At 65.6% G+C, this 25,195-nt stretch carries 22 protein-coding genes and 1 pseudogene; 11 read left to right on the top strand and 12 right to left on the bottom strand.

The features are described from left to right. Positions 1 to 131 precede the first annotated feature (131 nt). Positions 132 to 419, top strand: coding sequence for a hypothetical protein (locus CIT37_RS12680; protein WP_028142718.1), 288 nt, complete (start codon positions 132 to 134; stop codon positions 417 to 419). Between the two features lie 61 nt (positions 420 to 480). Here CIT37_RS12680 and CIT37_RS12675 read toward each other — a convergent pair whose 3' ends face one another. Further along, positions 481 to 945 (bottom strand): hypothetical protein, encoded by a 465-nt coding sequence (locus CIT37_RS12675; RefSeq protein ID WP_152036331.1) that lies wholly within the window; start codon positions 943 to 945, stop codon positions 481 to 483. Positions 946 to 1,113: 168 nt separating this feature from the next. Between CIT37_RS12675 and CIT37_RS12670 the strand changes: the two genes are divergently transcribed. The 3 genes and pseudogenes from CIT37_RS12670 (at position 1,114) to CIT37_RS12655 (ending at position 5,235) form a co-directional block, all read left to right on the top strand. Then, positions 1,114 to 2,358, top strand: coding sequence for a hypothetical protein (locus tag CIT37_RS12670; protein WP_028142720.1), 1,245 nt, complete (start codon positions 1,114 to 1,116; stop codon positions 2,356 to 2,358). Positions 2,359 to 2,422: 64 nt separating this feature from the next. Then, the gene (locus tag CIT37_RS12665; protein ID WP_028142721.1) at positions 2,423 to 2,695 is read left to right on the top strand and encodes a TonB-dependent receptor plug domain-containing protein; all 273 of its coding nucleotides are present in this window, start codon (positions 2,423 to 2,425) and stop codon (positions 2,693 to 2,695) included. 537 nt (positions 2,696 to 3,232) lie between these two features. Continuing rightward, positions 3,233 to 5,235, top strand: a pseudogene (locus CIT37_RS12655) (putative bifunctional diguanylate cyclase/phosphodiesterase). Between the two features lie 11 nt (positions 5,236 to 5,246). Here the strand turns inward: CIT37_RS12655 and CIT37_RS12650 are convergent. The 8 genes from CIT37_RS12650 to CIT37_RS12615 are packed head-to-tail and all read right to left on the bottom strand — an operon-like array spanning position 5,247 to position 13,611. Continuing rightward, positions 5,247 to 5,966, bottom strand: coding sequence for an ABC transporter ATP-binding protein (locus CIT37_RS12650; RefSeq protein ID WP_049801795.1), 720 nt, complete (start codon positions 5,964 to 5,966; stop codon positions 5,247 to 5,249). Continuing rightward, positions 5,959 to 6,714, bottom strand: a complete 756-nt coding sequence (locus CIT37_RS12645) for an ABC transporter ATP-binding protein (protein WP_095427017.1) — start codon at positions 6,712 to 6,714, stop codon at positions 5,959 to 5,961. Before CIT37_RS12645 ends, CIT37_RS12650 begins: the two co-directional genes overlap by 8 nt. Beyond that, the gene (locus tag CIT37_RS12640) at positions 6,711 to 7,709 is read right to left on the bottom strand and encodes a branched-chain amino acid ABC transporter permease (protein ID WP_038949238.1); all 999 of its coding nucleotides are present in this window, start codon (positions 7,707 to 7,709) and stop codon (positions 6,711 to 6,713) included. The genes CIT37_RS12645 and CIT37_RS12640 overlap by 4 nt, the downstream gene beginning before the upstream one ends. After that, positions 7,706 to 8,581: a branched-chain amino acid ABC transporter permease gene (locus tag CIT37_RS12635; RefSeq protein ID WP_161966383.1), complete on the bottom strand. Its 876-nt coding sequence runs from the start codon at positions 8,579 to 8,581 to the stop codon at positions 7,706 to 7,708. The genes CIT37_RS12640 and CIT37_RS12635 overlap by 4 nt, the downstream gene beginning before the upstream one ends. An 11-nt stretch (positions 8,582 to 8,592) precedes the next feature. Beyond that, positions 8,593 to 9,834, bottom strand: coding sequence for an ABC transporter substrate-binding protein (locus CIT37_RS12630; RefSeq protein ID WP_038973422.1), 1,242 nt, complete (start codon positions 9,832 to 9,834; stop codon positions 8,593 to 8,595). 23 nt (positions 9,835 to 9,857) lie between these two features. Continuing rightward, complete coding sequence (locus CIT37_RS12625) at positions 9,858 to 12,233, bottom strand: xanthine dehydrogenase family protein molybdopterin-binding subunit (protein ID WP_095427015.1); 2,376 nt, start codon at positions 12,231 to 12,233, stop codon at positions 9,858 to 9,860. Then, positions 12,230 to 12,754 carry a (2Fe-2S)-binding protein gene (locus CIT37_RS12620; protein ID WP_095427014.1) on the bottom strand — a complete coding sequence of 175 codons (525 nt, stop codon included), beginning with the start codon at positions 12,752 to 12,754 and terminating at the stop codon, positions 12,230 to 12,232. Before CIT37_RS12620 ends, CIT37_RS12625 begins: the two co-directional genes overlap by 4 nt. Further along, a complete protein-coding gene (locus CIT37_RS12615) occupies positions 12,751 to 13,611 on the bottom strand; it encodes an FAD binding domain-containing protein (RefSeq protein ID WP_095427041.1) in 861 nt (286 codons plus the stop codon). Before CIT37_RS12615 ends, CIT37_RS12620 begins: the two co-directional genes overlap by 4 nt. Before the next feature lie 254 nt (positions 13,612 to 13,865). On the opposite strand from CIT37_RS12615, the gene CIT37_RS12610 reads away from it, so the two are divergent. Next, complete coding sequence (locus CIT37_RS12610; protein WP_161966382.1) at positions 13,866 to 14,486, top strand: TetR/AcrR family transcriptional regulator; 621 nt, start codon at positions 13,866 to 13,868, stop codon at positions 14,484 to 14,486. 167 nt (positions 14,487 to 14,653) lie between these two features. Here the strand turns inward: CIT37_RS12610 and hutU are convergent, their stop codons facing one another. Genes hutU through hutI form a run of 3 tightly spaced genes read right to left on the bottom strand, consistent with a single transcriptional unit; the run spans position 14,654 to position 19,107 of the window. After that, on the bottom strand, positions 14,654 to 16,324 hold the full coding sequence (gene hutU / locus CIT37_RS12605) for a urocanate hydratase (protein WP_028142732.1): 1,671 nt from the start codon (positions 16,322 to 16,324) through the stop codon (positions 14,654 to 14,656). Positions 16,325 to 16,336: 12 nt separating this feature from the next. Continuing rightward, the gene (hutH, locus tag CIT37_RS12600) at positions 16,337 to 17,896 is read right to left on the bottom strand and encodes a histidine ammonia-lyase (protein ID WP_095427012.1); all 1,560 of its coding nucleotides are present in this window, start codon (positions 17,894 to 17,896) and stop codon (positions 16,337 to 16,339) included. Beyond that, positions 17,893 to 19,107, bottom strand: a complete 1,215-nt coding sequence (hutI, locus tag CIT37_RS12595; protein WP_095427011.1) for an imidazolonepropionase — start codon at positions 19,105 to 19,107, stop codon at positions 17,893 to 17,895. Before hutI ends, hutH begins: the two co-directional genes overlap by 4 nt. 84 nt (positions 19,108 to 19,191) lie before the next feature. On the opposite strand from hutI, the gene CIT37_RS12590 reads away from it, so the two are divergent. From CIT37_RS12590 to CIT37_RS12565, 6 genes are all read left to right on the top strand, one after another. Beyond that, entirely contained in the window at positions 19,192 to 20,550 is a 1,359-nt protein-coding gene (locus CIT37_RS12590) for a formimidoylglutamate deiminase (RefSeq protein WP_095427010.1), read from the top strand. Continuing rightward, complete coding sequence (gene hutC / locus CIT37_RS12585; RefSeq protein ID WP_028142736.1) at positions 20,547 to 21,275, top strand: histidine utilization transcriptional repressor HutC; 729 nt, start codon at positions 20,547 to 20,549, stop codon at positions 21,273 to 21,275. Before CIT37_RS12590 ends, hutC begins: the two co-directional genes overlap by 4 nt. A 105-nt stretch (positions 21,276 to 21,380) precedes the next feature. After that, positions 21,381 to 22,325 (top strand): ABC transporter substrate-binding protein, encoded by a 945-nt coding sequence (locus CIT37_RS12580; RefSeq protein ID WP_095427040.1) that lies wholly within the window; start codon positions 21,381 to 21,383, stop codon positions 22,323 to 22,325. A 73-nt stretch (positions 22,326 to 22,398) separates the two neighbouring features. Next, positions 22,399 to 23,172 (top strand): ABC transporter permease, encoded by a 774-nt coding sequence (locus tag CIT37_RS12575; RefSeq protein WP_095427009.1) that lies wholly within the window; start codon positions 22,399 to 22,401, stop codon positions 23,170 to 23,172. Then, a complete protein-coding gene (locus CIT37_RS12570; protein ID WP_161966381.1) occupies positions 23,169 to 23,954 on the top strand; it encodes an ABC transporter ATP-binding protein in 786 nt (261 codons plus the stop codon). Before CIT37_RS12575 ends, CIT37_RS12570 begins: the two co-directional genes overlap by 4 nt. Next, positions 23,947 to 25,179, top strand: coding sequence for a Zn-dependent hydrolase (locus CIT37_RS12565; RefSeq protein WP_028142740.1), 1,233 nt, complete (start codon positions 23,947 to 23,949; stop codon positions 25,177 to 25,179). The genes CIT37_RS12570 and CIT37_RS12565 overlap by 8 nt, the downstream gene beginning before the upstream one ends. Positions 25,180 to 25,195 lie beyond the last annotated feature (16 nt).

Here is a 25,195-nt window from a genome sequence, read left to right as displayed (position 1 = left end):
GAATAACCTCTGGCGATGGCGACGGGAACCCCGACATTCGGCCGCAGAGAGTTGAAGCGGTGGCGTCAAATCGGCAGGAACGGCGTTGGCGCGGGCGGATTGTATGGGGATGTAACGTCAAGGAGAATCCCATGAAAAAGATCATCTTGGCATCGGCGTGCATCATGGCGCTCGCGGCTGGTGGTGCCTTCGCGCAGACACAACCCGCTCCAGGCGCCTCCGGTCAGGGCGACGTCGGCCCCTCCTCGCGCGGCCCCGCGACCAAGGGAATGACGACCGGCAAGTCGTCGAACATGCAGAACGAGGCCAGCGACAGCAAGGGCGCGCAGCAGCCATCGGCGGGCGGCACCAACACGAATAACATGGGCAGCCAGGCCGGAGGCAGCGCGGGCGGCGGCAGCGCCGGCGCCGGCAAGTAGCCGAAGATCGAAAAATCCCGGAGGGGATCACCGTCCCCTCCCGCAGGCCGACCGGCGTCGATCAACGGCCGGGGCAATATCTCATCACGCTGCGGATCCCCTGTGGCTCCGGTTCCTTCATCCATCCGATTTCCCTGGCCAGCCAAAGCTTGTCGTCGCCGATGACATAGGCGAACGTCATGGTGTCGAAGCCTCTGGGATTGCGGACCGTGACCTCGCCGCAGGCCACCTCGATCGAGCGGCCCTGCGGGTCGGATGCGGGGCTGGTCCAGGAAATGTGGATTTCCGCATTCGGCGGGATCAAATGAGCGGCGATCTTTGGCGTGAGATCATTTGCCAAGGCAGGTGCGCAGATCAATGCGGCGAGGACCGCAGCCGGATATATCTTGCTGATCACGTCTTCTCTCCTTCGCTTTCGAAGGAAGCGTATCCGTGATCGGCGCCGCAGCTCTGTGGAAGCGATCACATTGGCAGCCGGTGCACGGCGGCCTGATGACAACCGCACTTTCTCGATGATGCCTGACACATCATGCAGCCGCCCGCGCGCGGGATGCGTGGATGTTCTGCAATTGGTCCCGTCTACATTGACAGGGGTGTGACGGCCGGGGCAGTTTTTCACATTGCTGGCGAATCAGCGATTGCCTCACGCCGAGTACCTCTTGGACAACTCCCAGTGCTTTCGAGACTGATATCGTTGCTGCGCCGCATCCCCGCGGTGAAATGGGCGTTCACCCGGCTTCGGCCCTTGCCGCATGGCGGCAGCATCGACGGTGCGGCGGTGGTCGCCGAACAGCCTGTCATCGTTGCCGACAACGCTGAAGCTCTTCCGGCTCTCGACACCGGCATCGGCACTGATCCGCTGCGCAGCGACGCCGCGGTCGCCGAGAACGGCAGCGCCCACCCTGTCATCGCGGAAGCAGCGGCCGATGTCGCCGGCAGCGACGATTCCCTGCAGCAGGCTCCGACAGAATTCGAGCCGGTCTTGGTCGCAGAGGTTTTGGTCGCGGACGAGGCCGCCGGCGAGACGGTCGACGGTCCCAAACCAGTCGATGTTCCTGAACCCGTCATCGCCAATGATCCGCCTGTGGAGCTTTCGACGAAGCCCGAGTCCGACGCCATTGAAGCGGTCGGGGCCATCGACGTCGAGGACGAGCCGGCCAAAGCGGCCGAGCCCGTCATCAGCAGCGATCCACCTCCCGAGTTCGCGGCAGGCGTTGAGCCTGATGTGGCCGAGGAGACCTCGTCCAATCTCCAGGTCGCTTCGGTTGATGTCGCTCCGGTTGATGTCGCTTCGGTTGACGCCCCCGCGCTCGTCGTTGCCGACGATCCCTCCACCGTTGCCGTCGTGGATGTCGAGCCTGTTCTAGACGATACCCATGTCACGCTTGCCGATCGCGACGTCCCGGCGGAGCCTGTCGCTGAAGACAAGATCGACAGCGATTCCGCCTCCGGCACTGCGGTGGCAACCGAGCCGGTCGCAAGCGATCCTGCCCCTGTCGCCGCGGAGGACTCTTCCGCCGACGCCCTCGTGGTCACGCATGATGAGCCGGCTCCGGCTCTCGCGGCTCCACGTGAAGAGATTCGCAGTGCGCCGAAACTTCGCGCGAAGGCCACGGAACCTGCCGATCGCACCGCGCTGATCCGGCAGCGCTGGGCGGAAACCGGAATCAGGATGTGGAATCCCCGCCTTCACGGCACCGGCGAAGCCACGCTGAACATCCAGGGCAGCGTTGGGCTGCTGCCGCCTGCGCCCGGCGAGACGATGCCGCGCTACGACAAGCTGGAATTCAAGATGCTCGGCGGACAGATCGTCTGCGAAGGCGTCATCGTCGAGGCCCCCGCGCAGGCGAGCCATCGCAGCTTCACCCGGCTCGCCGAGCCAGGGAAGCTCGACCGGGTTCGCGAACCGGTGCGGGAACGCCAGGCCGCTCTGGCCTGATCCTTTCCGCTGCAAGCGTCGTCACGCCGTGCTAGGCTGAGGTTTCCCGGACATGGGAGATCACATGCCTGCGAAGCTGTTGCGACTGATCGTGATCGCCGCCCTCTGCGTCTCGCAAGGAGCCTTTGCGGCGTCCGGCAAACGGCCTCACCACACGCCCGCCACCGATCCCGCCGCGCCCTACAAGGCCGACCGGCTCTCCTCATCGCGCGGCGAGACCCTCCTCAACACGCCCGGGCAGACCACCGTGCTGACGCGAGAAGTCCTCGACGACATGAACGCGCGGAGCCTCCGGGATGCGATGCGCTCGACCGCAGGGGTCACGATCGGACGCTAGAGCATGATCCGGAAAAGTGTGCAGCGGTTTTCCGAGAAGATCATGCTCAAACAATAAACCAAAGACCTAATCTCATCGCGCTTTGGGCTGCTCCTCGCTCAGGGGATGGATAGCCCTTCCAGATCCACTCGAGCGCCGACGGCAGCGTCTGTGCGATCGTCGACCGATCGACGTGCTTGGCGTTGCGCACGAACAGGTACTGATAGTGGTAGCCCTTCTCCGCCAGGACCTTGGCTCCCCCGCTGGGCAGCGCAATCGCATTTGGGAGGGTCTCTCCGTGTCCATCCTTCGAGGCAAGACGTTGCGGCGAAGCGCATGGTTAGCAGAGCGTAACGGCGGTTTTTGCAGGACTTCGCCGCGATACGCCTGCTGCCGCAGCCCCGTATCGTTAACACAGCCTCACCATTGCACGCTTCCGGAAATGCAGCGGTAGCGCGCAACCTGCGCTGGTCTTTCGCGCAGGACCCGATCTAACGGGCCCTTTACCCACGCTATGCAAGATCGCCGGCGTTTTCAGGATCCGGGGCTCGTATTTCAATGCCTGTTGCCGATTTGAAGTCTTACTTCGCCGCCGCAATGCGGCTGTTTCGCGTGCCGGCCGACAATCCCGAGCTGACGCGCGCGCAGTTCGACGCCTTCTCCAAGCAGATCCCGCTGCTCTACTTCATCCTGATCACCAACACGATCGCGGTCGCATATACCTATGTGCCGCTGGCGCCGGCCTCACTCAGCATGATCGTGCCCGGCGTATTGATCGCGGTGGCGGGCTATCGGACCTTCTGGTGGCTGCGGCAGCGCCACGTCGTCCGCAGCGACGCCGACATCCTGCGCAATCTGCGTCTCACCAACTGGATCGCGGCACCGATCGCGGCGGGCTTCACCGTCTGGTCGTTCGCCCTCTATCCCTATGGCGATCCCTTTGCCAAGAGCCAGGTGGCCTTCTACATGGCGGTGACCGTGATCGGCTGCATTTTCTCGCTGATGCATCTGCGTTCGGCCGCGCTGATCGTGACTCTCGTCGTCGACGTGCCCTACGTCGTGTTCTACTTCGCCACGGGCGAGCCGACGCTGGAGGCGATGGCCGTCAACAATTTGCTGGTCACCGGCGCGATGGTGACGGTGCTGACCATCTACTACCGGGACTTCGCCGATCTCGTCGCCAGCCGCAAGTCGCTGCTGGCACAGCAGGCGGCGACCCAGGCACTCTCGGACGAGAACTTCCGCCTCGCCAATCTCGATTCCCTCACCGAGCTGCCGAACCGCCGCCGCTTCTTCGCCGAACTGTCGAGCGCCTTTGCCGACGCCGAGCGCAGAAACGTTCGCGTCGCGGTCGGCATCATCGACCTCGACGGCTTCAAGCCGATCAACGACAATTACGGCCACAGCGTCGGCGACCGCGTCCTGATCGAGGCGGGCCGCCGCATCCGCGAGGTCTGCGAGGGCTTCGGCCCGCAACGCGTGGAATTCGCCCGGCTCGGCGGCGACGAGTTTGGCCTCGTCGTCTGCGGCGATCCCGACGATGCCGATCTGGCACGGCTCGGCGAACGTATCGGCGGGCAGGTCAAGCTGCCTTACCAGCTCGACACCGCCCACACCGGCCTGTCCTGCTCGATCGGATTTGCGCTGTTTCCGGACTCCGCGACGACATCGGAAGCTCTCTATGAATGCGCCGACTATTCGCTCTATCATGCCAAGCGCCAACTGCGCGGACGCACCGTGATCTTCTCGGGCGAGCTCGAGGCCGAGATCCGCAGCCGCGGCGTGATCGAGAATTTGCTGCGCACCTCCGATTTTGGCGCCGAGATGGAGCTGGTGTTCCAGCCGATCGTCGATGCCATGAGCGAGCACGCTGCGGGTTTCGAGACGCTGGCGCGCTGGCACAGCCCCCGTCTCGGCTGGGTTTCCCCCGCCGACTTCATTCCGGCGGCCGAGCGCATCGGCCTGATCCGCCCACTGACGCAGACGCTGTGGCGCGGGCGCTCGCGACGGCCAAGACCTGGCCCGACGACATCCGCCTGTCGTTCAACCTGTCCGCTCACGACGTCTGTGCCGCCGAAGGCATCCTGCCGCTGATCTCCATCATCGAGAAGAGCGGCCTGTCGCCGCGTCGGATCGACTTCGAGATCACCGAGACCGCCGTCACCTTCGATTTCGTGCGCGCGCAGCAGTCCATCTCGACGCTGAAGGCGATGGGCTGCGGCATCTCGCTGGACGATTTCGGCACCGGCTATTCCTCGTTGAGCCACGTGCACCGGCTGCCGCTCGACAAGATCAAGGTCGACCGCAGCTTCGTCGCCGACATCAACGAGAACCCGGTCAGTCACAAGATCATCAAGTCTTTGACGGGCCTCTGCGACGACATGGAGATCGCCTGCGTCGTCGAGGGCGTCGAGACCCGCGCCCAGCTCGACACCCTGCGCCGGCTCGGCTGCGACTTCATCCAGGGCTATTATTTCGCAAGACCCATGTCAGCCGATGCGATCGGCGACTATCTCGCGAACGAACGCCAGCGCCTCGACGGCGCCAAGGTCGTGGCCTAGCGGGCTAAACGTCAGACCGCGCAGTAGCGTTCCTGGATGTCCTTGTCCGCGAGCAGCGCCGCAGCGCTGCTCTCGTGCACGACCTCGCCCTGGTCGATGATCACGGCGCGGTCGGCCAGCCGCAGCGCCCATTCGACGTTCTGCTCGACCAACAGCAGCGTCTTGCCCTCGTCACGCAGGCGGCGGAACAGCACGCCCATCTCCTCGACGAGGACGGGCATGATGCCCTCCGAGGGTTCATCGAGCAGGATCATCTTGGGCTTGCCGATCAGTGCGCGCGCGATCGCCAGCATCTGCTGCTCTCCACCGGAGAGCGTCACGCCCTCCTGCTCGAGGCGCTCCTTCAGGCGCGGAAAGGTCGCGGCGATTTCGTCGATCGCGGCCCGCTCCTCGATGCCGCTGCCGGCCGCGACGAGACCGAGCCGGAGGTTCTCGCGCACCGACAGCCCGGGAACGATGCGCCGCTCCTCGGGCACGTAAGCGAGGCCAAGGTGGAAGCGCTGATGGGCGCGCAACGGCAGGAGCTCCATGCCAGCAAAGCGCACGCGGCCGGTCGCCTTCGGCATCAGGCCCATCATGGTTCGCAAGGTCGTGGTCTTGCCGGCGCCGTTGCGACCGACGAGGGCAACCACCTCGCCCTCCTTCACGTGCAGCGAAATGCCGTGGAGGATGTGGCTCGCGCCATACCAGGCGTGGAGATCTTCGATTTCGAGCAGCGCTGTCTCAGCCATAACCTTCACTCTGTCCGAGATAGACCCGGCGGACTTCCGGATTGCTCCTGATCTCGTCCGGCGCGCCGTCCGCGAGCAGGCGGCCGTGGTGCAGCACCACGACGCGCTTGGACAGGCCCAGCACCATCTTCATCTTGTGCTCCACCAGCAGTACCGTGCGCTTGTCGGCGAGCCGTTCCAGCAGCGCGACCATGTCCTTGGTCTCTTCGGGACCCATGCCGGCGGTCGGCTCGTCGAGCAGCAGCAACTCGGGCTCGGAGACCAGCGCGATCGCGATCTCCAGCGCGCGCTGCTGGCCGTGCGAGAGGAACTTTGCAAATTCGCTTCGCCTGCCGAGAAGCCCCACCGCGTCGAGTGCCGCATCGGCACGCGCATGCAATTCGGTCAGCCGCGCGCGATTCCGCCAGATGTCATAGCTCACGGTCAGCGCCTGGGCGGCGACGCGGACGTTTTCGTGCACCGACAGGTCCGGAAAGATGTTGGTGATCTGGTAGGACCGTGAAATGCCCTGGTGCACGAAGCGGTGCTGCGGCAGGCCGTTCAGCTCACGCCCCCGGAAATGGAGCTTGCCGGAGGTCGGCGTCAGTGCACCTGAGAGGATGTTGAAGAACGTGCTCTTGCCGGCACCGTTCGGCCCGATGATCGAGGTGAGCTGCCCCGCCGCAAAGGACAAGGTAATATCCTCGAGCGCGACAAAGCCGCCGAAGCGCTTGCCGATTCCCTCGGCGCGAAGCAGTTCGCCGCTCATCGCCGCGCCTTTCCGATGCGAAGGGCATCCAGCAGCGTGCCCCAGATGCCCTTGGGCAGGAACAGCACGAACAGCACGAAGATTGCGCCGACGAAGATCTGCCAATGCGGCGTCCAGAGCGAGATGACATCCTCCAGGATCAGGAAGCTCGCCGCGCCGACGAAGGGTCCGAAAAAGCTGCGGGCACCGCCGAGCAGCACCATCATCACGATCATACCCGAGGTCTGGTAGTGCAGGATGTCGAGCGGCACGATCGACAGATGCAGCGCCAGCATGCAACCGCCGAGCGAGGAGATCGCGCCCGACAGCATGAACACGACCAGCTTGCTGCGCTCGACGTCGTAGCCGCAGGCCCGCGCGCGCTGCTCGTTCTCGCGGATCGCCTCGATGACGGCCCCGAACGGCGAGTTCAGGATGCGCGACTGGAACCACATCGCCAGCGCCGCGAAGGCCATCAGCACGTAATATTTGTTGATGGGATCGAGGAAATTGACCTGGAGGCCGAACAGGCTGATGCGGTCGACGGTGAAGCCGCGCAGGCCGTTCTCGCCGCCGGTGAAGGAGGACGCCTGGAGCGCGACGTAGTAGACGAGCTGCGCCAAAGCGAGCGTCACCATGGAGAAATAGATGCCGCGGGTGCGCGTCGAGACAATGCCGATCAGGGCCGCCAGGCAGGTGCTGAGACCCACGGCGAGCGCGACCGCGGCAAACCACGGCACGCCATAGCGGCCGATCGCAATGCCGGTAAAGTATGCACCCGCCCCGAAGAACGCGGCCTGCCCGAACGACAACAGCCCGGTGTAGCCGAACAGCAGATTGTAGCCCATCACCACGACGCCGTAGATCAGGACGTTGACGGCCAGCGCCTTGGACGGCAGCAGCCAGGGCAATATCGCCAGCACGGCGATGGAGAGCAGCACGCGGTGGTCGAGAAGCCGGCCGAGCCCGCTCGGCGCAGGCTTGGCGAGAGCCTCGCCGCTCGAAGGGTGCGTCACGCCGTCCTCCCTCTCACGCCGAACAGGCCTTGCGGGCGGATCAGCAGCACCACCGCCATCAGCGCGAACATGACGATGGTCGCCATTTCAGGCGCGAACAGCGCCACCAGGCTGATGGAAATGCCGACCATGAGGCCGGCCACGACCGCGCCGACGATCGAGCCGAGACCGCCAATCACCGTGACGACAAAGGCTTCGGCCAGTACCAGCGAGCCCATCTCCGGATTGACGCTGCGCATGGGCCCGGCGAGCACGCCACCCAGCGCGGCGAGACCGACACCGAGACCGAAGATCGCGAGCCACACCCGGCCGATGTCGACGCCGAGCACCTGCATGATGGTGGGATCGCGCGCACCTGCGCGCACGATCAGGCCGACACGGGTCTTCTCCAGCGCCAGCCAGAGCGCCAGCAGCACCACCGCCACCAGCGCGATGACGAACAGGCGGTAGCGCGGGAAGAAGCCGATGCCGAGATCGAGCACGCCGATCAGCTGGGGCGGGGTCGGAAACGGAATGCCGTCGCTGCCGAACACGATGCGCACGCCCTCGACCAGGACGTAGCTGAGGCCGAAGGTGAGCAGCAGCGGATCGTCGATCGAGCGTCCATACAGCCTGCGGATCAGCACGAACTCGATCAGCATGCCGAAGGCGCCGATCAGGATGGGCGCGAGCAGCAGCCCCCACCAGAAGCTTCCGGTGAGCGAGGCCAGATACAGCCCGGCATAGGCCCCGATCATGAACAGCGCGCCATGGGCGAAATTGACCACCCCGAGCATGCCGAACACGATCGTCAGTCCAAGCGCAGTGATCACCAGGACCGCCCCAAGGGCGATCCCGGAGAGAAGCTGCATGATGATCAGCGACAGGTCCATCGTCACAGGCTTCAGGTGGCGTGGCCGAGCTCGCTGCAGCTGCGCAGCATGTCGTCCGAGCCGGTGTCGTTGGCGAGAATGGCGAACAGATCGTTGTCGCCCGCCATGGCGGACTTCTTCTTGGACTCCAGCACCAGCACCGACTGAACCGACTGATGGTCGCATTTGCGGTAATGCTGCGGCCCCTTGGTCAGATCATATTGCAGCTTCTCCAGCGCATCGACCACCTTATCGGTGTCGGTGCCGCCGGCGGCCTGCATCGCAGCCAGCAACGATCCGACGCCGGAATAGCCATAGGCGCCGTAGTCGGTCGGGATCGCGCCGCCATTGGCAGCCTTGAACGCGGCATTGAAGGCGGCCGCCGACTTGCTCTGCGTCTCCAGGCCCCAATAGTAGTTGGCGCCGCCGACGACGCCCTCGAACACGTCGGGGCCGACCGCGAGGCGCTGGTTGTGCAGGATGACGGGGACGACGATCTTCATCTGCTGCTTGACGCCGAAATCCACGGCCTGCTTGATCGCATTGGCCTGGTCGCGGCCGAAATTGGAGATGCAGAGCACGTCCGGCCGCATCGACATCAGGCGCGGCATGAAGGTCGAATAGTCGGCAGCACCGAACGGATGCAGGATCTCGCCGACATTGTCCGCACCGATCGCCGCCTGCGCGCGCTTGAAGCCGCGCAGCATCTCATGGCCATACGCATAATCGGCGACGAGATGGGCGACTTTCATACCCTTCTTCAGCGTCTGCCGCGCCACCGCGGCTGTCGTCATGTGTGGGTTCAGCGCTTCATGGAAGGTGTATTTGCTGAAATCCTTGGCTTCGTTGATGGTGTCCGACTGGCTGATCGAGACGTAGATCACGCCGCGGGCGCGGGTAACCTCGTTGACCGCGAGCTGCACGGCGCTGGAGAGCGCGCCGACCACGGCATGAACCTTGTCCTTCTCGATCAGCTCGAGCGTACGCGTCGCGGCCTCACCGGCGTTGAGCTTGTCGTCGCGCACCAGCAGCTCGACCTTGCGGCCGCCGATGCCGCCCTTGTCGTTGACGAGCTTCACCGCGAGCTCGGCGCATTTGACCTGATCGCGCGCTTCCGCCGCGAACGGGCCGGTCAGCGGCGTCGGAAAGCCGATGCGGATCGTCTCGTCCGCGGCGCGGCCGAGCCGGGGCATGGCAAGTAGCGCCGCGCCGGCCGAGAGGCCGGCGAGTGCGGTACGGCGAGTTATCTTCGACGTCGAACCGGATTTGGGCATGATTTCCTCCAATTGTCTTTTTTCTAGAAACGCTTCAGGGCTTTCAGGACTTTGGCAGGCGTGATCGGGATCGAATTGATCGTGGCACCAAACGGCGCGAGCGCGTCGTTGACCGCATTGAGCACGCAAGCCGACGCCGCCGCCGTGCCGGCCTCGCCGACCCCCTTGGCGCCGAGCTCGGTGTCGGCGGTCGGCGTCTCGACGTGGGCGATGACGATATCGGGCATCTCCATCGGCATCGGCACGAGGTAATCGGCGAGCGAGCCGTTCATGAGCTGACCGGTGTCGCTGTAGCGGCATTCCTCGAACAGCGCAGCACCCAGCCCCTGCACGATGCCGCCGCGGAGCTGTTCGTCGACCAGCATCGGATTGATGACGCGTCCGCAATCCTCGACGATAAAATGCTTCAGGAGCTTGATGAAACCGGTCTCGACATCGACCTCCAGCGAGCAGCCCTGGATGCCGTTGGTGAAGGCAAAGGGATAGCCCTGCGGCGCGAAATGATGGCTCACCGTGAGCTGCGCCTGCGTGCCCGGCGGCAGCGTATCGGAACGGAAATAGGCAATGCGTGCGATCTCGGAGATCGGCATCCGTTGGTTCCGCGTGCCTGCGTCGACGATTTCGCCATCGACGATGTCGAGCGCCGACGGTTGCTCCTGGAGGATCAGCGCGGCGATCTCCAGGATGTTGCGCTTGAGCGCGCGCGTCGCCTGCAGCGCGGTCTCGCCGCCGATGCCGGCGCCGCGGCAGGCCCAGGTCGCCCCGCCATGCGGCGTCACCTCGGTATCCCCGGTGATGACCTTGACGTGCTCCTGGGCAAGGCCGAGCTGGTCGGCCACGATCTGGCTGATGATCGCCTCGGTGCCCTGCCCCTGCTCGGTGACCGAGATCAGGCAGCGCACCTCCCCAGACGGCGTCAGGCTGAGAGTGGCGCCGTCCTGCGAGGAGATGCGCGCACCGCCGACGCCATAGAACGCCGGACTGGGATTGGTGATCTCGACGAAGGCGGCGATGCCGATGCCGCGATAGACGCCGCGCTTGTGCAAATCCGCCTGCTCGGCACGCAAGCCGTCATAGTCCATCATCTCGTGCAGGCGCTTCAGGCACGCCTGATGCGACAGCGCCTCGAAGCGGTAGCCGGTAGGTGAGGTCTGCGGATAGGCATTATCGGGGATGACGTTCCGCGCACGGATGGCGAAGGGATCGAGGCCGATCTTGCTTGCTGCCATATCGACCAGCCGCTCCGTGACGGCGCAGGCGATGGGATGGCCGACGGCGCGATACTGGCTGGTCTGCACCTTGTTCTGGAAGATCACCTCCAGCGTGGCGCGGTAATTCTTGAAGCGATAGGGCGCGCCGATCAGGCGAATGACCTGGTTGCCCTCGACCACGCTGGTGCGCGGATAGGTCGAGAACGCGCCGATCGCGGTCAGATCCAGCACGTCCATCGCCAGGATCTCGCCCCTGGCATCGAGCGCCATGCGGGCGCGGACGCGGTGGTCGCGCGCGTGGATGTCGGAGACGAAGGACTCCATGCGATCGGCAACGTACTTCACGGGACGGCCGAGCAGGATCGAGAGACCGACCACCGCCATGTCCTCGTGATAGACATGCAGCTTCATCCCGAAGGAGCCGCCGATGTCCGTCGCGATGACGCGGACGCCCGCCTCCGGGATCCCGTAGTGGCGGGAGTAGAGATCCTGGAACTGGTACGGCGTCTGCGTGCCGTGATGCACGGTGAGCGTGCCCGCGGACGGATCGTAATCCGCAACGATGGCACGCGGCTCCAGCGTCACTGCGGTATGGCGGCCGAAGGAGAACTCCTCCTCCACCACATGGGCCGCATGCACAAAGGCGTCATCGACGGCGCCGTTGTCGAGCTGGCTGCGGAAGCAGGTGTTGTTGGCGCTGCCGGGATTAATCACCGGCCCGCCGGCCTCGCGTGCGCCGTCGATGTCGACGACGACGGGAAGGTCCTCGTAGTCGACCTCGATCAGCTCCAGCGCATCTTCGGCGATCGTCCGGCTCTCGGCAACGACGGCGACCACCGCCTGTCCGGCCCAGACCACGCGATCGAGCGGCAGCGGCAATTGCGGTGCGGAGGTCATGCCCTTGAAATGATCGAGCGTGCCAGTCCAGGGCGTGCAGATCCTGGCGAGATCGGCGCCGGTGGCGACGAGATGCACGCCTTCGATTGCACGCGCCTGCTCGGTCTTGATCGCGACGATCTTCGCATGCGCATGCGGGCTACGCAGGAACGCGGCGAAGAGCATACGCGGCAGACGGAGGTCGCTGACATAACGTCCCCGCCCGGCCAACAGCCGCTTGGCGTTCGGCCGCGGCACGGAACGGCCGATATAGGAGTTGGGCCGATCGAGCGAGGTCAGCGGCGCGCTCATGCTGCGCCTCCGCGTGCGCTGCGCGCTTTGGCCACCGCGTCGATGGCATCGACGATCGCTTCATAGCCGGTGCAGCGGCAGTAATTGCCCGACAGCGCGTCGCGGATCTCGTCGCGGCTCGGCTGCGCACTCTGCGAGAGCAGCTCGTGAGCGTTGATCAGCATGCCCGAGGTGCAGAAGCCACATTGCAGCGCATTGCGACGGTGGAATTCGGCCTGGAGATCGGCGAGCAGGCCGCTCTCGCTGAGCCCCTCGATCGTGTCGATCCTGCCGCCATCGGCCTGCACCGCAAACATCAGGCAGGAATGCACGGCGCGGCCGTCGAGCTGCACCAGGCAGGCACCGCAAGCGCCCATCTCGCAGCCGGCATGCGTGCCCGTCAGCTCGAGCCTGTCGCGCAGACAATCGACCAGCGTGTCACGCGGCGCGACCTCGCAGGCGACCTTGCGGCCGTTGACAATGAGGCGAACCCGCACCGTCTCGTCCACCTCGTTCAGCAGGCTGTCGTCGAAGCCGCTCATGCTCCCTCACCGAGACGTCCGAGCAGGCGGCCAAGCAGCACGCGGGCGAGATGCAACCGCATCGCCGGCGGCACCTCGTCGCTCTCGGGCGGCGCGAGATCGCCTTCGAGCGCGCCTTGCGCGGCAGCGATGCGTGCCGCATCCAGGCTCGCGCCGATCAAAATTGTTTCCGCCCCTTTGACCCGTGTCGGCGTGTTACCGACGGAGAAGAAGGAGATGCGGATGTCGTCAATGCGCTCCCCGGTGCAGGTCGCGAGGATGCCGCAACCGACCAGCGCGTAATCCCCGCGCCGCCGCGCCAGCTCGTCGAACGCAAAGCGCTGATCGACCCTGAACAGCGGAACGTAGATTGCCGTGATCAGCTCGCCGGGCTGTAGCGCCGTCTCGAACAGGTCGATGAAGAAGTCGTCGGCCTTGACGCGCCGCCGGCATGACGGCCCGGCGATCTCGATCTCGGCGTCCAGCGCCAAGGTCATCGCCGGAAATTCGGAGGCCGGGTCGGCCAGTGCGACGCTGCCGCCGAGCGTGCCGCGGTTGCGGATCGCGGGATGGGCGACGAACGGTGCCGCAGCGTGCAGCAGCGGCGCGAACTCGGCGATCAGCGGCTCGCTCAGCATTTCGCAGTGGCGCGTCAGCGCACCGATGCGCAAGCTGTCACCTTCACGCCTGACGCCGCACAGTTCGTCGATATGCGTAATGTCGATCAGCAGCCGCGGCGCCTGCAGCCGCAGCGACAGCGCCGGCACCAGGCTCTGGCCGCCGGCGATGAAACGCGCATCGTCCCCGGCGCGTGCGTGAGCATCCAGCGCCTGGTCGATCGTCGCAGCCCGAAAATAGCTGAAAGCCCGCGCCTTCACTGCCGTTTCCTCGATATCCATCGGCTCATCAGCCGGGATGCCAGATTTGTAACCATCTGGTCTCAAAATCCTGACACGGCTCCCGAGATCGGTCAACAGGAAATGACCATTTGGTCACAAAAGCACGTTGGGTTATGAAGACAGGGTTACGTTGATTCAGCGACGAGATGGCCCGAAAAGCGCAGAAAACTTTGAGGCGACCGGTCCGCAAGCGGACCGAGACAGGCAGCAAGTCCGCGCCAAAGCGTCGCAACATGCGCGCGGCCGACCGCGAGCGCGCGATCGTGGACGAGGCCATCCGCTTCTTCGCCGAGCGCGGCTTCGAGGGTCAGACCCGCGAGCTCGCCAAGCGCATGGGCATCACGCATTCGGCGATCTACCGCCACTTCCCGAGCAAGGAAGCGCTGATCGAGCGGGTCTACCAGGAGGTCTATCTCAGCCGCTGGTCGCCTGATTGGGGACCGATGATCCGCGACCGTTCGTTGTCACTCGAAGCAAGGCTCACGCGCTTTTATCTCGACTATGTCGAACGCGTGTTCGAATACAATTGGGTACGGATCTTCGTGTTCTCCGGCATGAAGTCATTCGGCATCACCAGCCGCTATCTCGACATCGTCCGCCGCGAGATCATCGAACCGGCGGCGGCCGAACTGCGCCACGAGCTCAAACTGCCCGACTCGAAAGCTCACTCATTGGGTGAGCGCGAGACCGAGCTGTTCTGGGGCCTGCACGGCCGCATCTTCTATCTCGCCATCCGAAAATTCATCTACGAGACGCCGATCCCGCCCGATCTCGACGCCATCGTCCGTGACGCCGTCCAGACCTTCATGGACGGCGCGAAGACGACGATGCCGAGGCTCTTGGTCAGCGGCTGAATCGGCGACGCTGCCCCGAAGCAGGTGCGCTCCCTCTCCCGCTTGCGGGGGAGGGCTGGGGTGGGGGTGCCTCCGCAGAGAGACTCCCTGATTGGAGAGAGCCCCCACCCGGCGCTCCGCGCCGACCTCCCCCGCAAGCGGGAGAGGTTGATCGAGCCCGCGGCTAGCTACTTCGCAAGGCTCGGCAGATCGAGCCCCTTGTCACGGGCGCAGTCGATCGCGGTCTCGTAACCCGCGTCGGCATGGCGCATGACGCCGGTGGCGGGATCGTTCCAGAGCACGCGCTCGATCCGCTTGGCCGCTTCCGGCGTGCCGTCGGCCACGATCACCATGCCGGCATGCTGGGAATAGCCGATGCCGACGCCGCCGCCATGATGCAGCGACACCCAGGTCGCGCCACTGGCGCAATTGAGCAGCGCGTTCAGCAGAGGCCAGTCGGACACCGCGTCCGAGCCGTCCTTCATCGCTTCGGTCTCGCGGTTGGGGCTTGCCACCGAGCCGCTGTCGAGATGATCGCGGCCGATCACGATCGGCGCCTTGAGCTCGCCGCGTGCCACCATCTCGTTGAACGCAAGGCCGAGGCGATGGCGGTCACCGAGGCCAACCCAGCAGATCCGAGCCGGCAGACCCTGGAACTTGATGCGCTCCTTGGCCATGTCGAGCCAATTGTGCAGATGCTTGTCGTCGGGCATCAGCTCCTTCACCTTGGCGTCGGTCTTGAAGATGTCCTCGGGATCGCCCGAGAGCGCGGCCCAGCGGAACGGCCCGACACCGCGGCAGAACAAGGGACGGATATAGGCGGGAACGAAGCCGGGGAAATCGAAGGCGTTCTTCAGGCCCATGTCCTGCGCCATCTGGCGGATGTTGTTGCCGTAATCGAGCGTCGGAATGCCCTGCGCATGGAAATCCAGCATCGCCTGGACATGCTCGACCATCGACGTCTTCGATGCACGCTCGACCCCCTTCGGATCGGAGCCGCGCTTGGCTTCCCACTCGGCGAGCGTCCAGCCCTTCGGCAAATACCCGTTGATCGGATCATGCGCGCTGGTCTGGTCGGTGACGATGTCGGGCTTGACGCCGCGGCGCACCAGCTCCGGGAAGATCTCCGCGGCATTGCCGAGCAGGCCGACCGAGATCGCCTTCTTCGTCTTGGCGGCCTCTGCCATGATCGCCAGCGCCTCGTCGAGCGTTGCGGCCTGGCGATCGAGATAGCCGGTGCGCAGCCGCATCTCGATGCGGCTCGGCTGGCATTCCACCGCGAGCATCGAAGCGCCGGCCATGGTCGCGGCCAGCGGCTGCGCACCGCCCATGCCACCGAGGCCAGCGGTGAGAATCCATTTGCCGGCAAGGCTGCCGCCATAATGGCGCCGGCCGACCTCGACGAAGGTCTCGTAGGTGCCCTGCACGATGCCCTGGCTGCCGATATAGATCCAGGACCCCGCGGTCATCTGGCCGTACATCATCAGGCCCTGGCGATCGAGCTCGTTGAAATGGTCGAGCGTTGCCCAATGCGGCACGATGTTGGAGTTCGCAATCAGCACGCGCGGCGCATCGGCATGGGTGCGGAACACGCCGACCGGCTTGCCGGACTGGACCAGCAGCGTCTGGTCGGCTTCGAGCTTGCGCAAGGCCGCAACGATCCGGTCAAAGCTCTCCCAGTCGCGCGCGGCGCGGCCGATGCCGCCATAGACCACGAGCTCGCTCGGGCGCTCCGCGACATCAGGATCGAGATTGTTCATGAGCATGCGCAGCGGCGCTTCCGTCAGCCAGCTCTTGGCGCTGATGTCGCTGCCGCGGGGCGCACGGATGGTGCGGTCATTGTCCAGTCGGCGGTTCATGCGGGCACCTCTTTAGGCAAGTCGCGGAAATGGGTCAGTTGGAAGCATGGTGAGCGCCACGCTCGGCAGCGCATCGGCCTCGACCAGCGCAGCGGCCTTGGCGAGATCGCCGGCCATGTAGCGGTCCGCACCGAGCGCCGGCACCTGCTCGCGCAATGCGGCGATGACGGCAACGAGCGGCGCGCTGGTCGCATGCGGCGCGCGCAGCGTGATGCCTTGGGCGGCAACCAGGAGCTCGATGCCGAGGATGGCGGCGAGATTGTCGGCCATGTCGCACAGCCGCCGCGCGGCGTGTGCGGCCATCGAGACGTGATCTTCCTGGTTGGCGCTGGTCGGCGTCGAATCGATCGAGCAGGCTGCCGCGCGCTGCTTGTTCTCGGCATAGAGCGCGGCGGCCGTCACCTCGGCGATCATGAAGCCGGAATTGATGCCGGGATCTGGCGTCAGGAACGGCGGCAGGCCGAAATTCAGGGCGGGATCGACCAGCGTCGCAATGCGCCGCTCGCTGATCGCGCCGATTTCCGACAGCGCCAGCGCGAGCGCGTCGGCGGCAAAGGCCACAGGCTCGGCGTGAAAATTGCCGCCGGAAACGATCTCGCCGGTTTCGACCAGCACCAGCGGATTGTCGGTGACGGCGTTGGCTTCGACAATCAATGTGCGCGCGGCCTGCGTGATCAGGTCGAGTGCGGCGCCTGCAACCTGCGGCTGGCAGCGCAGGCAATAGGGGTCCTGCACGCGCTCGTCGCCTTCGAGATGCGACAGACGAATGTCGCTGCCATCCAGCAGCGCCATCAACGTTGCGGCCGCGGCGATCTGCCCGGCATGACCGCGCAGCGCCTGGATTTCGGGACGGAACGGCGCCGTCGAGGCCATCGCCGCATCGACCGACAATGCGCCGGTGACGAGCGCAGCGCGAGCCAGACCGAAGGCGCGCAGCACGCCGGCAATCGCGTAGGCGGTCGAGAATTGCGTGCCGTTGATCAGCGCGAGCCCCTCCTTGGGGCCGAGCGTCAGCGGCGCGAGGCCGGCCGCGGCGAGCGCTTCACCGCCGGACACGGTTTTCCCGTCGACGATCGCCTGCCCCTCACCGATCATCACCGCCGTCATGTGCGCGAGCGGCGCAAGATCGCCGGAGGCGCCGACCGAGCCCTGCTGCGGCACCAGCGGCGTGACGCCCCGCGCCAGCATGGCCTGCAACTGCTCGATTACCGCGCGGCGCACGCCGGAAGCGCCGCGCCCGAGCGAGACGATCTTCAACGCCATCATCAGCCGCACGATCGGCTCGGGCGTGGCCGGGCCGACGCCGCAGCAATGCGACACGATCAGATTGCGCTGGAGCAGCGCGGTCTGATCGGGCGGAATGCGCTTCGAGGCGAGCTTCCCGAAGCCGGTGTTGATGCCATAGACGGGAGCGTCGGCTTGCGCGGCCCTTGCAACGATTTCGGCTGCCGCCTCGACGCGTGGCCAGAACGACGGATCGAGCACGACGGAAGCGCCTTCCAGCACGCGCGCGAGATCGTCGAGGCTGACCGCTCCCGGCTTGACGACGATCGCGGTGCCCTGCTCCGTCACTGGCCCCTCCACACCCGGCGATGCAGCGGATTGAAGCCGATGCGATAAACAAGCTCGGCGGGACGCTCGATGTCCCAGATCGCGAGGTCGCACCATTTCCCGGCTTCCAGCGTGCCGGTTTCATCGAGCACGCCCAGCGCCCGCGCGCCCTCACGGGTGATTCCGGCGAGGCATTCGGCGACCGTCATCCGGAACAGGGTCGCGCCCATGTTCATCGTGAGCAGGAGCGAGGTCAGCGGTGAGCTGCCGGGATTGCAATCGGTCGCGAGCGCCATGGAAACGCCGTGGCTGCGGAACGCCTCGACCGGCGGCTTCTGCGTCTCGCGGATGAAGTAGAATGCGCCGGGCAGCAGCACCGCCACCGTGCCGGCCTTCGCCATCGCGGCGGCGCCGGCTTCGTCGGTATGCTCGAGATGATCGGCCGACAGCGCCGAGAATCTTGCAGCGAGCGCAGCACCGCCGAGGTTCGACAGCTGGTCGGCATGAAGCTTGACCGGCAGCCCCAGCTCCCTCGCCGTCTCGAACACCCGCGCAGTCTGCTCCGCCGAGAACGCGATGCCCTCCATGAAGGCATCGACGGCGTCGGCAAGACCGGCCTTCGCAACGGCCGGCAGCATCTCCTTGCAGACGAGATCGATATAGCGATCCTTGTCACCCTCCGCCTCCACCGGCAGGGCATGCGCCCCGAGGAAGGAGGTGCGGATCGCAACCGGCCGCTGGCGACTGATGCTGCGCGCGGCCGCGAGCTGTCGCATCTCGGTCTCGGTGTCGAGGCCGTAGCCCGACTTGACCTCGACCGTGGTTGCGCCCTCGCCGATCAGCGCATCGAGCCGCGGCAACGCACTCGCGACGAGATCGGCCTCGCTCGCCTTGCGGGTCGCCGCCACCGTGGAGACGATGCCGCCGCCGGCGCGCGCGATCTCCTCGTAGCTCGCGCCCTTCAGGCGCAGCTCGAACTCGTGCGCGCGGTTGCCGCCATAGACGAGATGGGTGTGGCAGTCGACGAGGCCGGGCGTGATCCAGCGTCCCTCGCAATCGGTCCGTTCCGCCGCATCGGCATCCGCCGGAAAATCGGCCTGCGCACCGGCATAGACGATACGTCCGCCGCGCGCGGCGATCAGGCCCCGCCGGATCTCGCCGAGATCGGGCCGGTCGGCCCGCATCGTGGCAAGCCGGGCATTGTGCCAGATCCGGTCGAAGCGCTCTGCCATGCAACGGTCCCTTCGCGTGGGATGCTTGACTTATATGTCTAGACATATAATCGTGGGACCGTTCTGTCCAGCCGGCGTGTAATCATGACCCGACTGCATTTCGCCTCCGCGCTCCTGCCCTCGGGCTGGGCCAATGACGTGCAGGTGGTGATCACCGCCGGCGCGATCGCGGCGGTGTCCGCGGGTGTGCAGCCGGCCGCCGGCGACGAGCGCCACGCCATCGCGCTTCCGGGACTTGCGAGCCTGCACAGCCACGCGTTCCAGCGCGGCATGGCGGGCCTTGCTGAGCTGCGCGGCAATTCCACCGACACGTTCTGGACCTGGCGCAAGACGATGTATCGCTTCGCCCTCGCAATGACGCCCGATGACGTCGCCGCCGTTGCGACTCTCCTCTATGTCGAGATGCTCGAACAGGGATTTACCCGCGTCGGCGAATTCCATTATCTGCACCACGATCGCGACGGCTCGCACTATGCCGATCCCGCCGAGACGGCCGCGCGCATCGCGCAGGCAGCCGAAGCCTCCGGCATTGCCCTGACGCTGCTGCCGAGTTTCTATGCGCACGGCTCCTTCGGCGGCGCAGCGCCTCATGACGGCCAACGCCGCTTCATCTGCTCGGTCGATCAGTTCGCGGCATTGATGGCTGCGTCGCGCAAGGCGATCAGCGCATTGCCCGACGCCAATATCGGCATCGCGCCGCACAGCCTGCGCGCGGTGACGCCACACGAGCTTGCGGCGATCATTCCGCTTGCCGACGGCGGGCCGGTGCATATCCACGCCGCCGAGCAGGTGAAGGAAGTCGAGGACTGCCTCGCCTGGTCGGGACGGCGCCCGGTGCAATGGCTGCTGGAGCACGCGCCCCTCGACCGGCGCTGGTGCCTTATCCACGCGACTCACACGACGGACGAGGAAGTCGCCGCGTTCGCGAAGACCGGGGCGGTGGCGGGCCTCTGCCCTGTCACCGAAGCGAGTCTCGGCGATGGCACCTTCCCGGCGCGCGAATTTCTCGGCGCCGGCGGTGCGTTCGGCGTGGGCACTGATTCCAACGTCCTGGTCGGGGTCGCCGACGAATTGCGCCAGCTCGAATATGGCCAGCGGCTGAAGCATCGCGAGCGCAACGTGCTCTCCAGCGGCGCGGGCCGTTCCACCGGTCGCACATTATTCGACCATGCTCTTGCGGGCGGCGCGCAAGCGCTGGCACAGCCGACAGTCGGCCTCGCCGCGGGCGCGCGGGCCGACATCGTCACGCTCGACACGGCGCATCCTTCGCTATCGGGGCGCGCCGGCGACGCAGCCATCGACGGCTGGATCTTTGCCGCGAGCAGTGGCGCGATCGATTGCGTCTGGGCCGGCGGCCACAAGGTCGTCGAAGGCGGCCGGCACAAATTGCGTCAGGGGGCGCGCGAACGCTTCAACGCGACGGTGCGGAGGCTCCTCGCATGAGCCTTGCGACCGATGCCGCCGACAAGCCGACGCTCTATAAGCGCATCCGCGCCGACATCGAGACGCGCATCCTGACCGGCGAATGGCCGCCGGGGCATCGCATTCCGTTCGAGCATGAACTGGTGGCCCGTTACGGCTGCTCGCGCATGACCGTCAACAAGGCGCTGTCGGAGCTCGCGCAGGCCGATTTGATCGAGCGGCGGCGGCGGGCCGGCTCTTTCGTGCGCCGGCCGCAGCATCAGTCGGCGGTGCTCAAGATCGCCGACATCCGCGCCGAGATCACCGCACTGGGGCGCGGCTACGGCTACGAGTTGATCGGTCGCAAGCTGCGGGCTGCGACTGCCGCCGACCGTGACCGTCTCGGCGTGAAAAAGGCCGGCAAGGTGGTCGCGATTACCTGCCGGCACAGCGCCGACAAAGTGCCTTTTGCGGTCGAGGACAGGCTGATTGATCTGTCCTCGGTGCCGGAGGCCGCAACCGCGGATTTCGCACGCGAACCGCCGGGGTCGTGGCTGCTTCACCATGTCCCGTGGACGGAGGCCGAGCACACCATCAGCGCCATCGTCGCCGACGATCGCACGGCGGATGCGCTCGCGATCGCCGTCGGCGCGCCCTGCCTCGTGATCGACCGCTACACTTGGCGCAGCGCTCGCACCATCACTGCCGTGCGCCTGCTCTATCCCGGTGACTCTCACCGCCTTGTCGCGCGATTCAAGGGAGGCTGAGAGGATATGTCGGCACAAATCGTGCAACGCTTCGGGCAACGGTCCATCTGGACCGACAATGATCAACAGGACGTCAATCCATCGATCGGCAAGAGGACGACAATCATGCGTAGTTCGACGATATTTGCGACAATCATTGCTCTTTCGGCCTCCACTCCCGTGCTCGCCGACGACGTCAAGGTCGGAATCGGCATCTCCGGGTGGACCGGCTTCGCGCCGCTGACGCTGGCGAAGGAGGCTGGCATCTTCAAGAAGAATGGTCTCGACGTCACCATCAAGAAGATTCCGCAGAAGGACCGCCACCTCGCGATCGCGTCCGGCGACATCCAGTGTGCGGCGACCACGGTCGAGACCTGGATCTCCTGGAACGCCAACGGCGTTGCGACCAAGCAGATCTTCCAGCTCGACAAGAGCTTTGGCGCCGACGGCATGGCCGTGCGCAACGACGTCGCCGCGATCAAGGACCTGAAGGGCAAGACCGTCGCCGCCTCGGCGCCCGGCACCTCGCCTTATTTCGCGCTGGCCTGGATGCTCAAGAAGAACGGCCTCACCGTGAAGGACGTCACCGTCGTCAACCTCGAGCCGGCCGCCGCCGCGCAGGCTTTCGTCTCCGGCCAGAACGATGCTGCGATGACCTATGAGCCTTACCTCTCGACCGTGCGCGCCGCGCCCGACAAGGGCAAGATCATCGCCACCACGCTGGACTATCCGATGGTCATGGACACCTTCGGCTGCACGCCGAAATTCCTGACCGAGAATCCCAAGGCCGCCAAGGCGCTCGCCGACAGCTATTTCGAGGCGCTCGACATGATCGCCAAGGACCAGGCCAAGGCCTACGAGATCATGGGCGCGGACGTGAAGCAGAGCGGCGAGCAATTCGGCAACTCGGCGAAATATCTGCGCTGGCAGGACAAGGCCGCGAACCAGAAGTTCTTCGCCGGCGACTTCCTGACCTTCAACAAGGAGGCTGCCGAGCTGCTGCTCGAGATCGGCATCATCAAGGCCGCACCAAAGGTCGAGGATCTCTTCGACGCCAGCTTCATCAAGTAACTTCTTCTAGCGCTGCCGGTCCCGTCTTGCGGCGGGGCCGGCATTTCTCTTCATCGCCCGGATAGACAGTTTGATGCGTCCCCTGGACCCTGTTACATCGAAGCAGCGCATGGCCTACGGCCTTGCGTTCTTCGTGGTGTTCGTCGCCCTCTGGTCGTGGGCGACCTTCGGCGGCTATGTGTCGAAGACCTTTCTCGCCAACCCGCTGACCATGGTGCAGGAAGGCTATGACCTCTTGGCCAAGCAGGGGTTTGTGTTCGACATCGGCATGACGATCTGGCGCGTCGTCGGCGGCTTTGCGCTCGCAGCGATCATCGCAGTGCCGCTCGGCGTTCTCATGGGCGCCTACAAGCCGGTCGAAGCCTTCCTCGAACCGTTCGTCTCCTTCGCGCGCTATCTGCCCGCCTCCGCGTTTATTCCGCTTCTGATCCTGTGGGCCGGCATCGGCGAACTGCAGAAGCTCCTCGTCATCTTCATCGGCTCGGTATTCCAGGTCATCCTGATGGTCGCCGTGACCGTCGGCGCAACGCGGCGCGATCTGGTCGAGGCGGCCTATACGTTGGGAGCCCGCGACCGCGGCATCATCCGCCGCGTGCTGCTGCCCTCCTCCGCACCCGAGATCGCAGAGATCCTGCGGCTGGTGCTCGGCTGGGCCTGGACCTATGTCATCGTCGCCGAGCTGATCGGCTCGTCTTCGGGCATCGGTCACATGATCACCGACAGCCAGGCGCTGCTCAACACCGGACAGATCATCTTCGGCATCATCGTGATCGGGCTGATCGGCCTGCTCTCGGACTTCATGTTCAAGGCGTTCAACGCCTGGCTGTTTCCGTGGAGGCTCGCATGACGATCCTCAAGGTCGAACAGGTCTCGCGCACCTTCCCCGCGCGCCACGGCAACGCGCCGACCAGGGCGCTGGAGCCGACCGATCTCGTCATCGGCAACAACGATTTCGTCACCATCCTCGGCCCTTCCGGCTGCGGCAAGTCCACGCTGCTGCGCATCGTCGCGGGCCTCGACCGTCCGACCAGCGGCCGCGTCACGCTCGACGGGCGCGAGGTCACCGGCCCCGGCGCGGATCGGGGCATGGTGTTCCAATCCTACACGCTGTTTCCCTGGCTCACCGTGCGCGAGAACATCGCCTTCGGCCTGCGCGAGCGCGGCGTGTCGCAGGACGAACGCTACAGGATCGCCGACGCCTTCATCCGCCAGGTCGGATTGTCCGGCTTCGAGAATCACTGGCCCAAGCAACTCTCCGGCGGCATGCAGCAGCGCACGGCGATTGCCCGCGCGCTTGCCAACGATCCCAAGATCCTGCTGCTCGACGAGCCCTTCGGCGCGCTGGACAACCAGACCCGCGCATTGATGCAGGAGATGCTGCTCGGGATCTGGGAGCGCGACCAGAAGACCGTGTTGTTCGTGACCCACGACATCGAGGAAGCCATCTTCCTCGGCAGCCGCGTCATCGTCATGAGCGCGCGCCCCGGCCGTATCAAGGTCGAGATCACAGTGGACCTGCCCCATCCGCGCTCCTACAAGATCAAGACCACGCCGGAATTCGTCCAGCTCAAGGAACGGCTGGTCGAGGAGATCCGCACCGAGGCGCTGAAGGTTACTGAGCATGCCTGACACCAAGCCGCGCGCCGATGGCCAGCGCGTCCTCGCCGACCTCAACGCACTCCGTGCCATCGGCACCTACAAGACCGGCGTGCACAAGCCGACCTTCTCCGAGCCGCATAAGGAGTCGCTGGATTGGCTGGTTCAGAAGCTGCCCGGCGCCGGTCTTACCGCTGCGATCGACGGCATCGGCAATGTGTTCGGCACCAGCGCCAAGTCCGGGCCGAAACTGCTGGCTGGCTCGCATCTGGAGAGCCAGAACTACGCCGGCTGGCTCGATGGCCCGCTCGGCGTCGTCTATGCGCTCGAGGCGGCGCGCGTGCTCAATGCCGATCCGACCGTCAAAGGCGCCGTCGAAGTCGTCGCCTGGTGCGACGAGGAAGGGCATTTCGGCAGCTTCCTCGGCTCGCGTTCCTATGTCGGCCAGGTGACTGAAGCCGAGATCGACGCCGCGCGCGACCGCACCAGCGGCCGCACCATGCGCGATGCCCTCGCCGAGATCGGGCTCTCCGGTCGCGAGCGCCTCGGCGTCGAGCCGGGCCGCCACGTCGGATATCTCGAGGCCCATATCGAACAGGGCGACACGCTCGAAAGCGGCAAGCTCGCGATCGGCGTCGTCACCTCCATCGTCGGCATCTGGCAATACCGTATCAATTTCACCGGTGAACAGAATCACGCCGGGACCACGCGCATGGCCGTGCGCAAGGATGCCGGGCTGGCGCTGGCCAAATTCTGCGTCGCGATCGACCAGCGTTTTCCTGACACCTGCGGTCCGCGCACGGTCTGGACCACCGGGCGCATCACGCTCGATCCCGGCGCGCCGAGCATCATTCCGGGTGGAGCGGAGATGCTGTTCCAGATTCGCGATGACGATCCGGCCGTCATTGCCCGGCTGGAGCAGTTGCTGCGAACAATGGCGGACGAGGCCAGCGCGAACGGTCCCTGCACCGTGACCGTCGAGAAGATTCGCACCGGTGCGCCTGCCATGATGAATCCCAGCTTTCAGGACGCAATCGACGCCGCGAGCAAGGCGCTGGCCGGTGGACGATCCATTCGCATGCCCAGCGGCGCCGGCCACGACGCGCAGATGCTGGCAACCGTCATGCCCGCCGCCATGCTGTTCGTGCCTTCGATCGGCGGCATCAGCCATCACTGGACTGAAGACACCGCCGACGCCGATATCGTCACCGGCGCGGAGGTGTACGTCGAAGCCTGCCGGCGGATTCTTGCGGGCTGACGCCCTTTTTTGGGCA

Origin of the sequence: Bradyrhizobium ottawaense (assembly GCF_002278135.3) — a bacterium.
Lineage (GTDB): Bacteria > Pseudomonadota > Alphaproteobacteria > Rhizobiales > Xanthobacteraceae > Bradyrhizobium > Bradyrhizobium ottawaense.
The sequence above is the reverse complement of the archived record's forward strand: the minus strand, read 5'-3'. Positions and strand labels throughout refer to the sequence as shown.

Excerpts from the sequence above, each read along its gene's own strand:
- CIT37_RS12680 (WP_028142718.1), top strand. The coding sequence starts at position 132 with ATGAAAAAGATCATCTTGGCATCGGCGTGCATCATGGCGCTCGCGGCT.
- CIT37_RS12665 (WP_028142721.1), top strand. The coding sequence starts at position 2,423 with ATGCCTGCGAAGCTGTTGCGACTGATCGTGATCGCCGCCCTCTGCGTC.
- CIT37_RS12650 (WP_049801795.1), bottom strand. The coding sequence starts at position 5,966 with ATGGCTGAGACAGCGCTGCTCGAAATCGAAGATCTCCACGCCTGGTAT.
- CIT37_RS12645 (WP_095427017.1), bottom strand. The coding sequence starts at position 6,714 with ATGAGCGGCGAACTGCTTCGCGCCGAGGGAATCGGCAAGCGCTTCGGC.
- CIT37_RS12635 (WP_161966383.1), bottom strand. The coding sequence starts at position 8,581 with ATGGACCTGTCGCTGATCATCATGCAGCTTCTCTCCGGGATCGCCCTT.
- CIT37_RS12630 (WP_038973422.1), bottom strand. The coding sequence starts at position 9,834 with ATGCCCAAATCCGGTTCGACGTCGAAGATAACTCGCCGTACCGCACTC.
- CIT37_RS12625 (WP_095427015.1), bottom strand. The coding sequence starts at position 12,233 with ATGAGCGCGCCGCTGACCTCGCTCGATCGGCCCAACTCCTATATCGGC.
- CIT37_RS12620 (WP_095427014.1), bottom strand. The coding sequence starts at position 12,754 with ATGAGCGGCTTCGACGACAGCCTGCTGAACGAGGTGGACGAGACGGTG.
- CIT37_RS12610 (WP_161966382.1), top strand. The coding sequence starts at position 13,866 with ATGCGCGCGGCCGACCGCGAGCGCGCGATCGTGGACGAGGCCATCCGC.
- hutU (WP_028142732.1), bottom strand. The coding sequence starts at position 16,324 with ATGAACCGCCGACTGGACAATGACCGCACCATCCGTGCGCCCCGCGGC.
- hutI (WP_095427011.1), bottom strand. The coding sequence starts at position 19,107 with ATGGCAGAGCGCTTCGACCGGATCTGGCACAATGCCCGGCTTGCCACG.
- CIT37_RS12590 (WP_095427010.1), top strand. The coding sequence starts at position 19,192 with ATGACCCGACTGCATTTCGCCTCCGCGCTCCTGCCCTCGGGCTGGGCC.
- hutC (WP_028142736.1), top strand. The coding sequence starts at position 20,547 with ATGAGCCTTGCGACCGATGCCGCCGACAAGCCGACGCTCTATAAGCGC.
- CIT37_RS12580 (WP_095427040.1), top strand. The coding sequence starts at position 21,381 with ATGCGTAGTTCGACGATATTTGCGACAATCATTGCTCTTTCGGCCTCC.
- CIT37_RS12575 (WP_095427009.1), top strand. The coding sequence starts at position 22,399 with ATGCGTCCCCTGGACCCTGTTACATCGAAGCAGCGCATGGCCTACGGC.
- CIT37_RS12570 (WP_161966381.1), top strand. The coding sequence starts at position 23,169 with ATGACGATCCTCAAGGTCGAACAGGTCTCGCGCACCTTCCCCGCGCGC.
- CIT37_RS12565 (WP_028142740.1), top strand. The coding sequence starts at position 23,947 with ATGCCTGACACCAAGCCGCGCGCCGATGGCCAGCGCGTCCTCGCCGAC.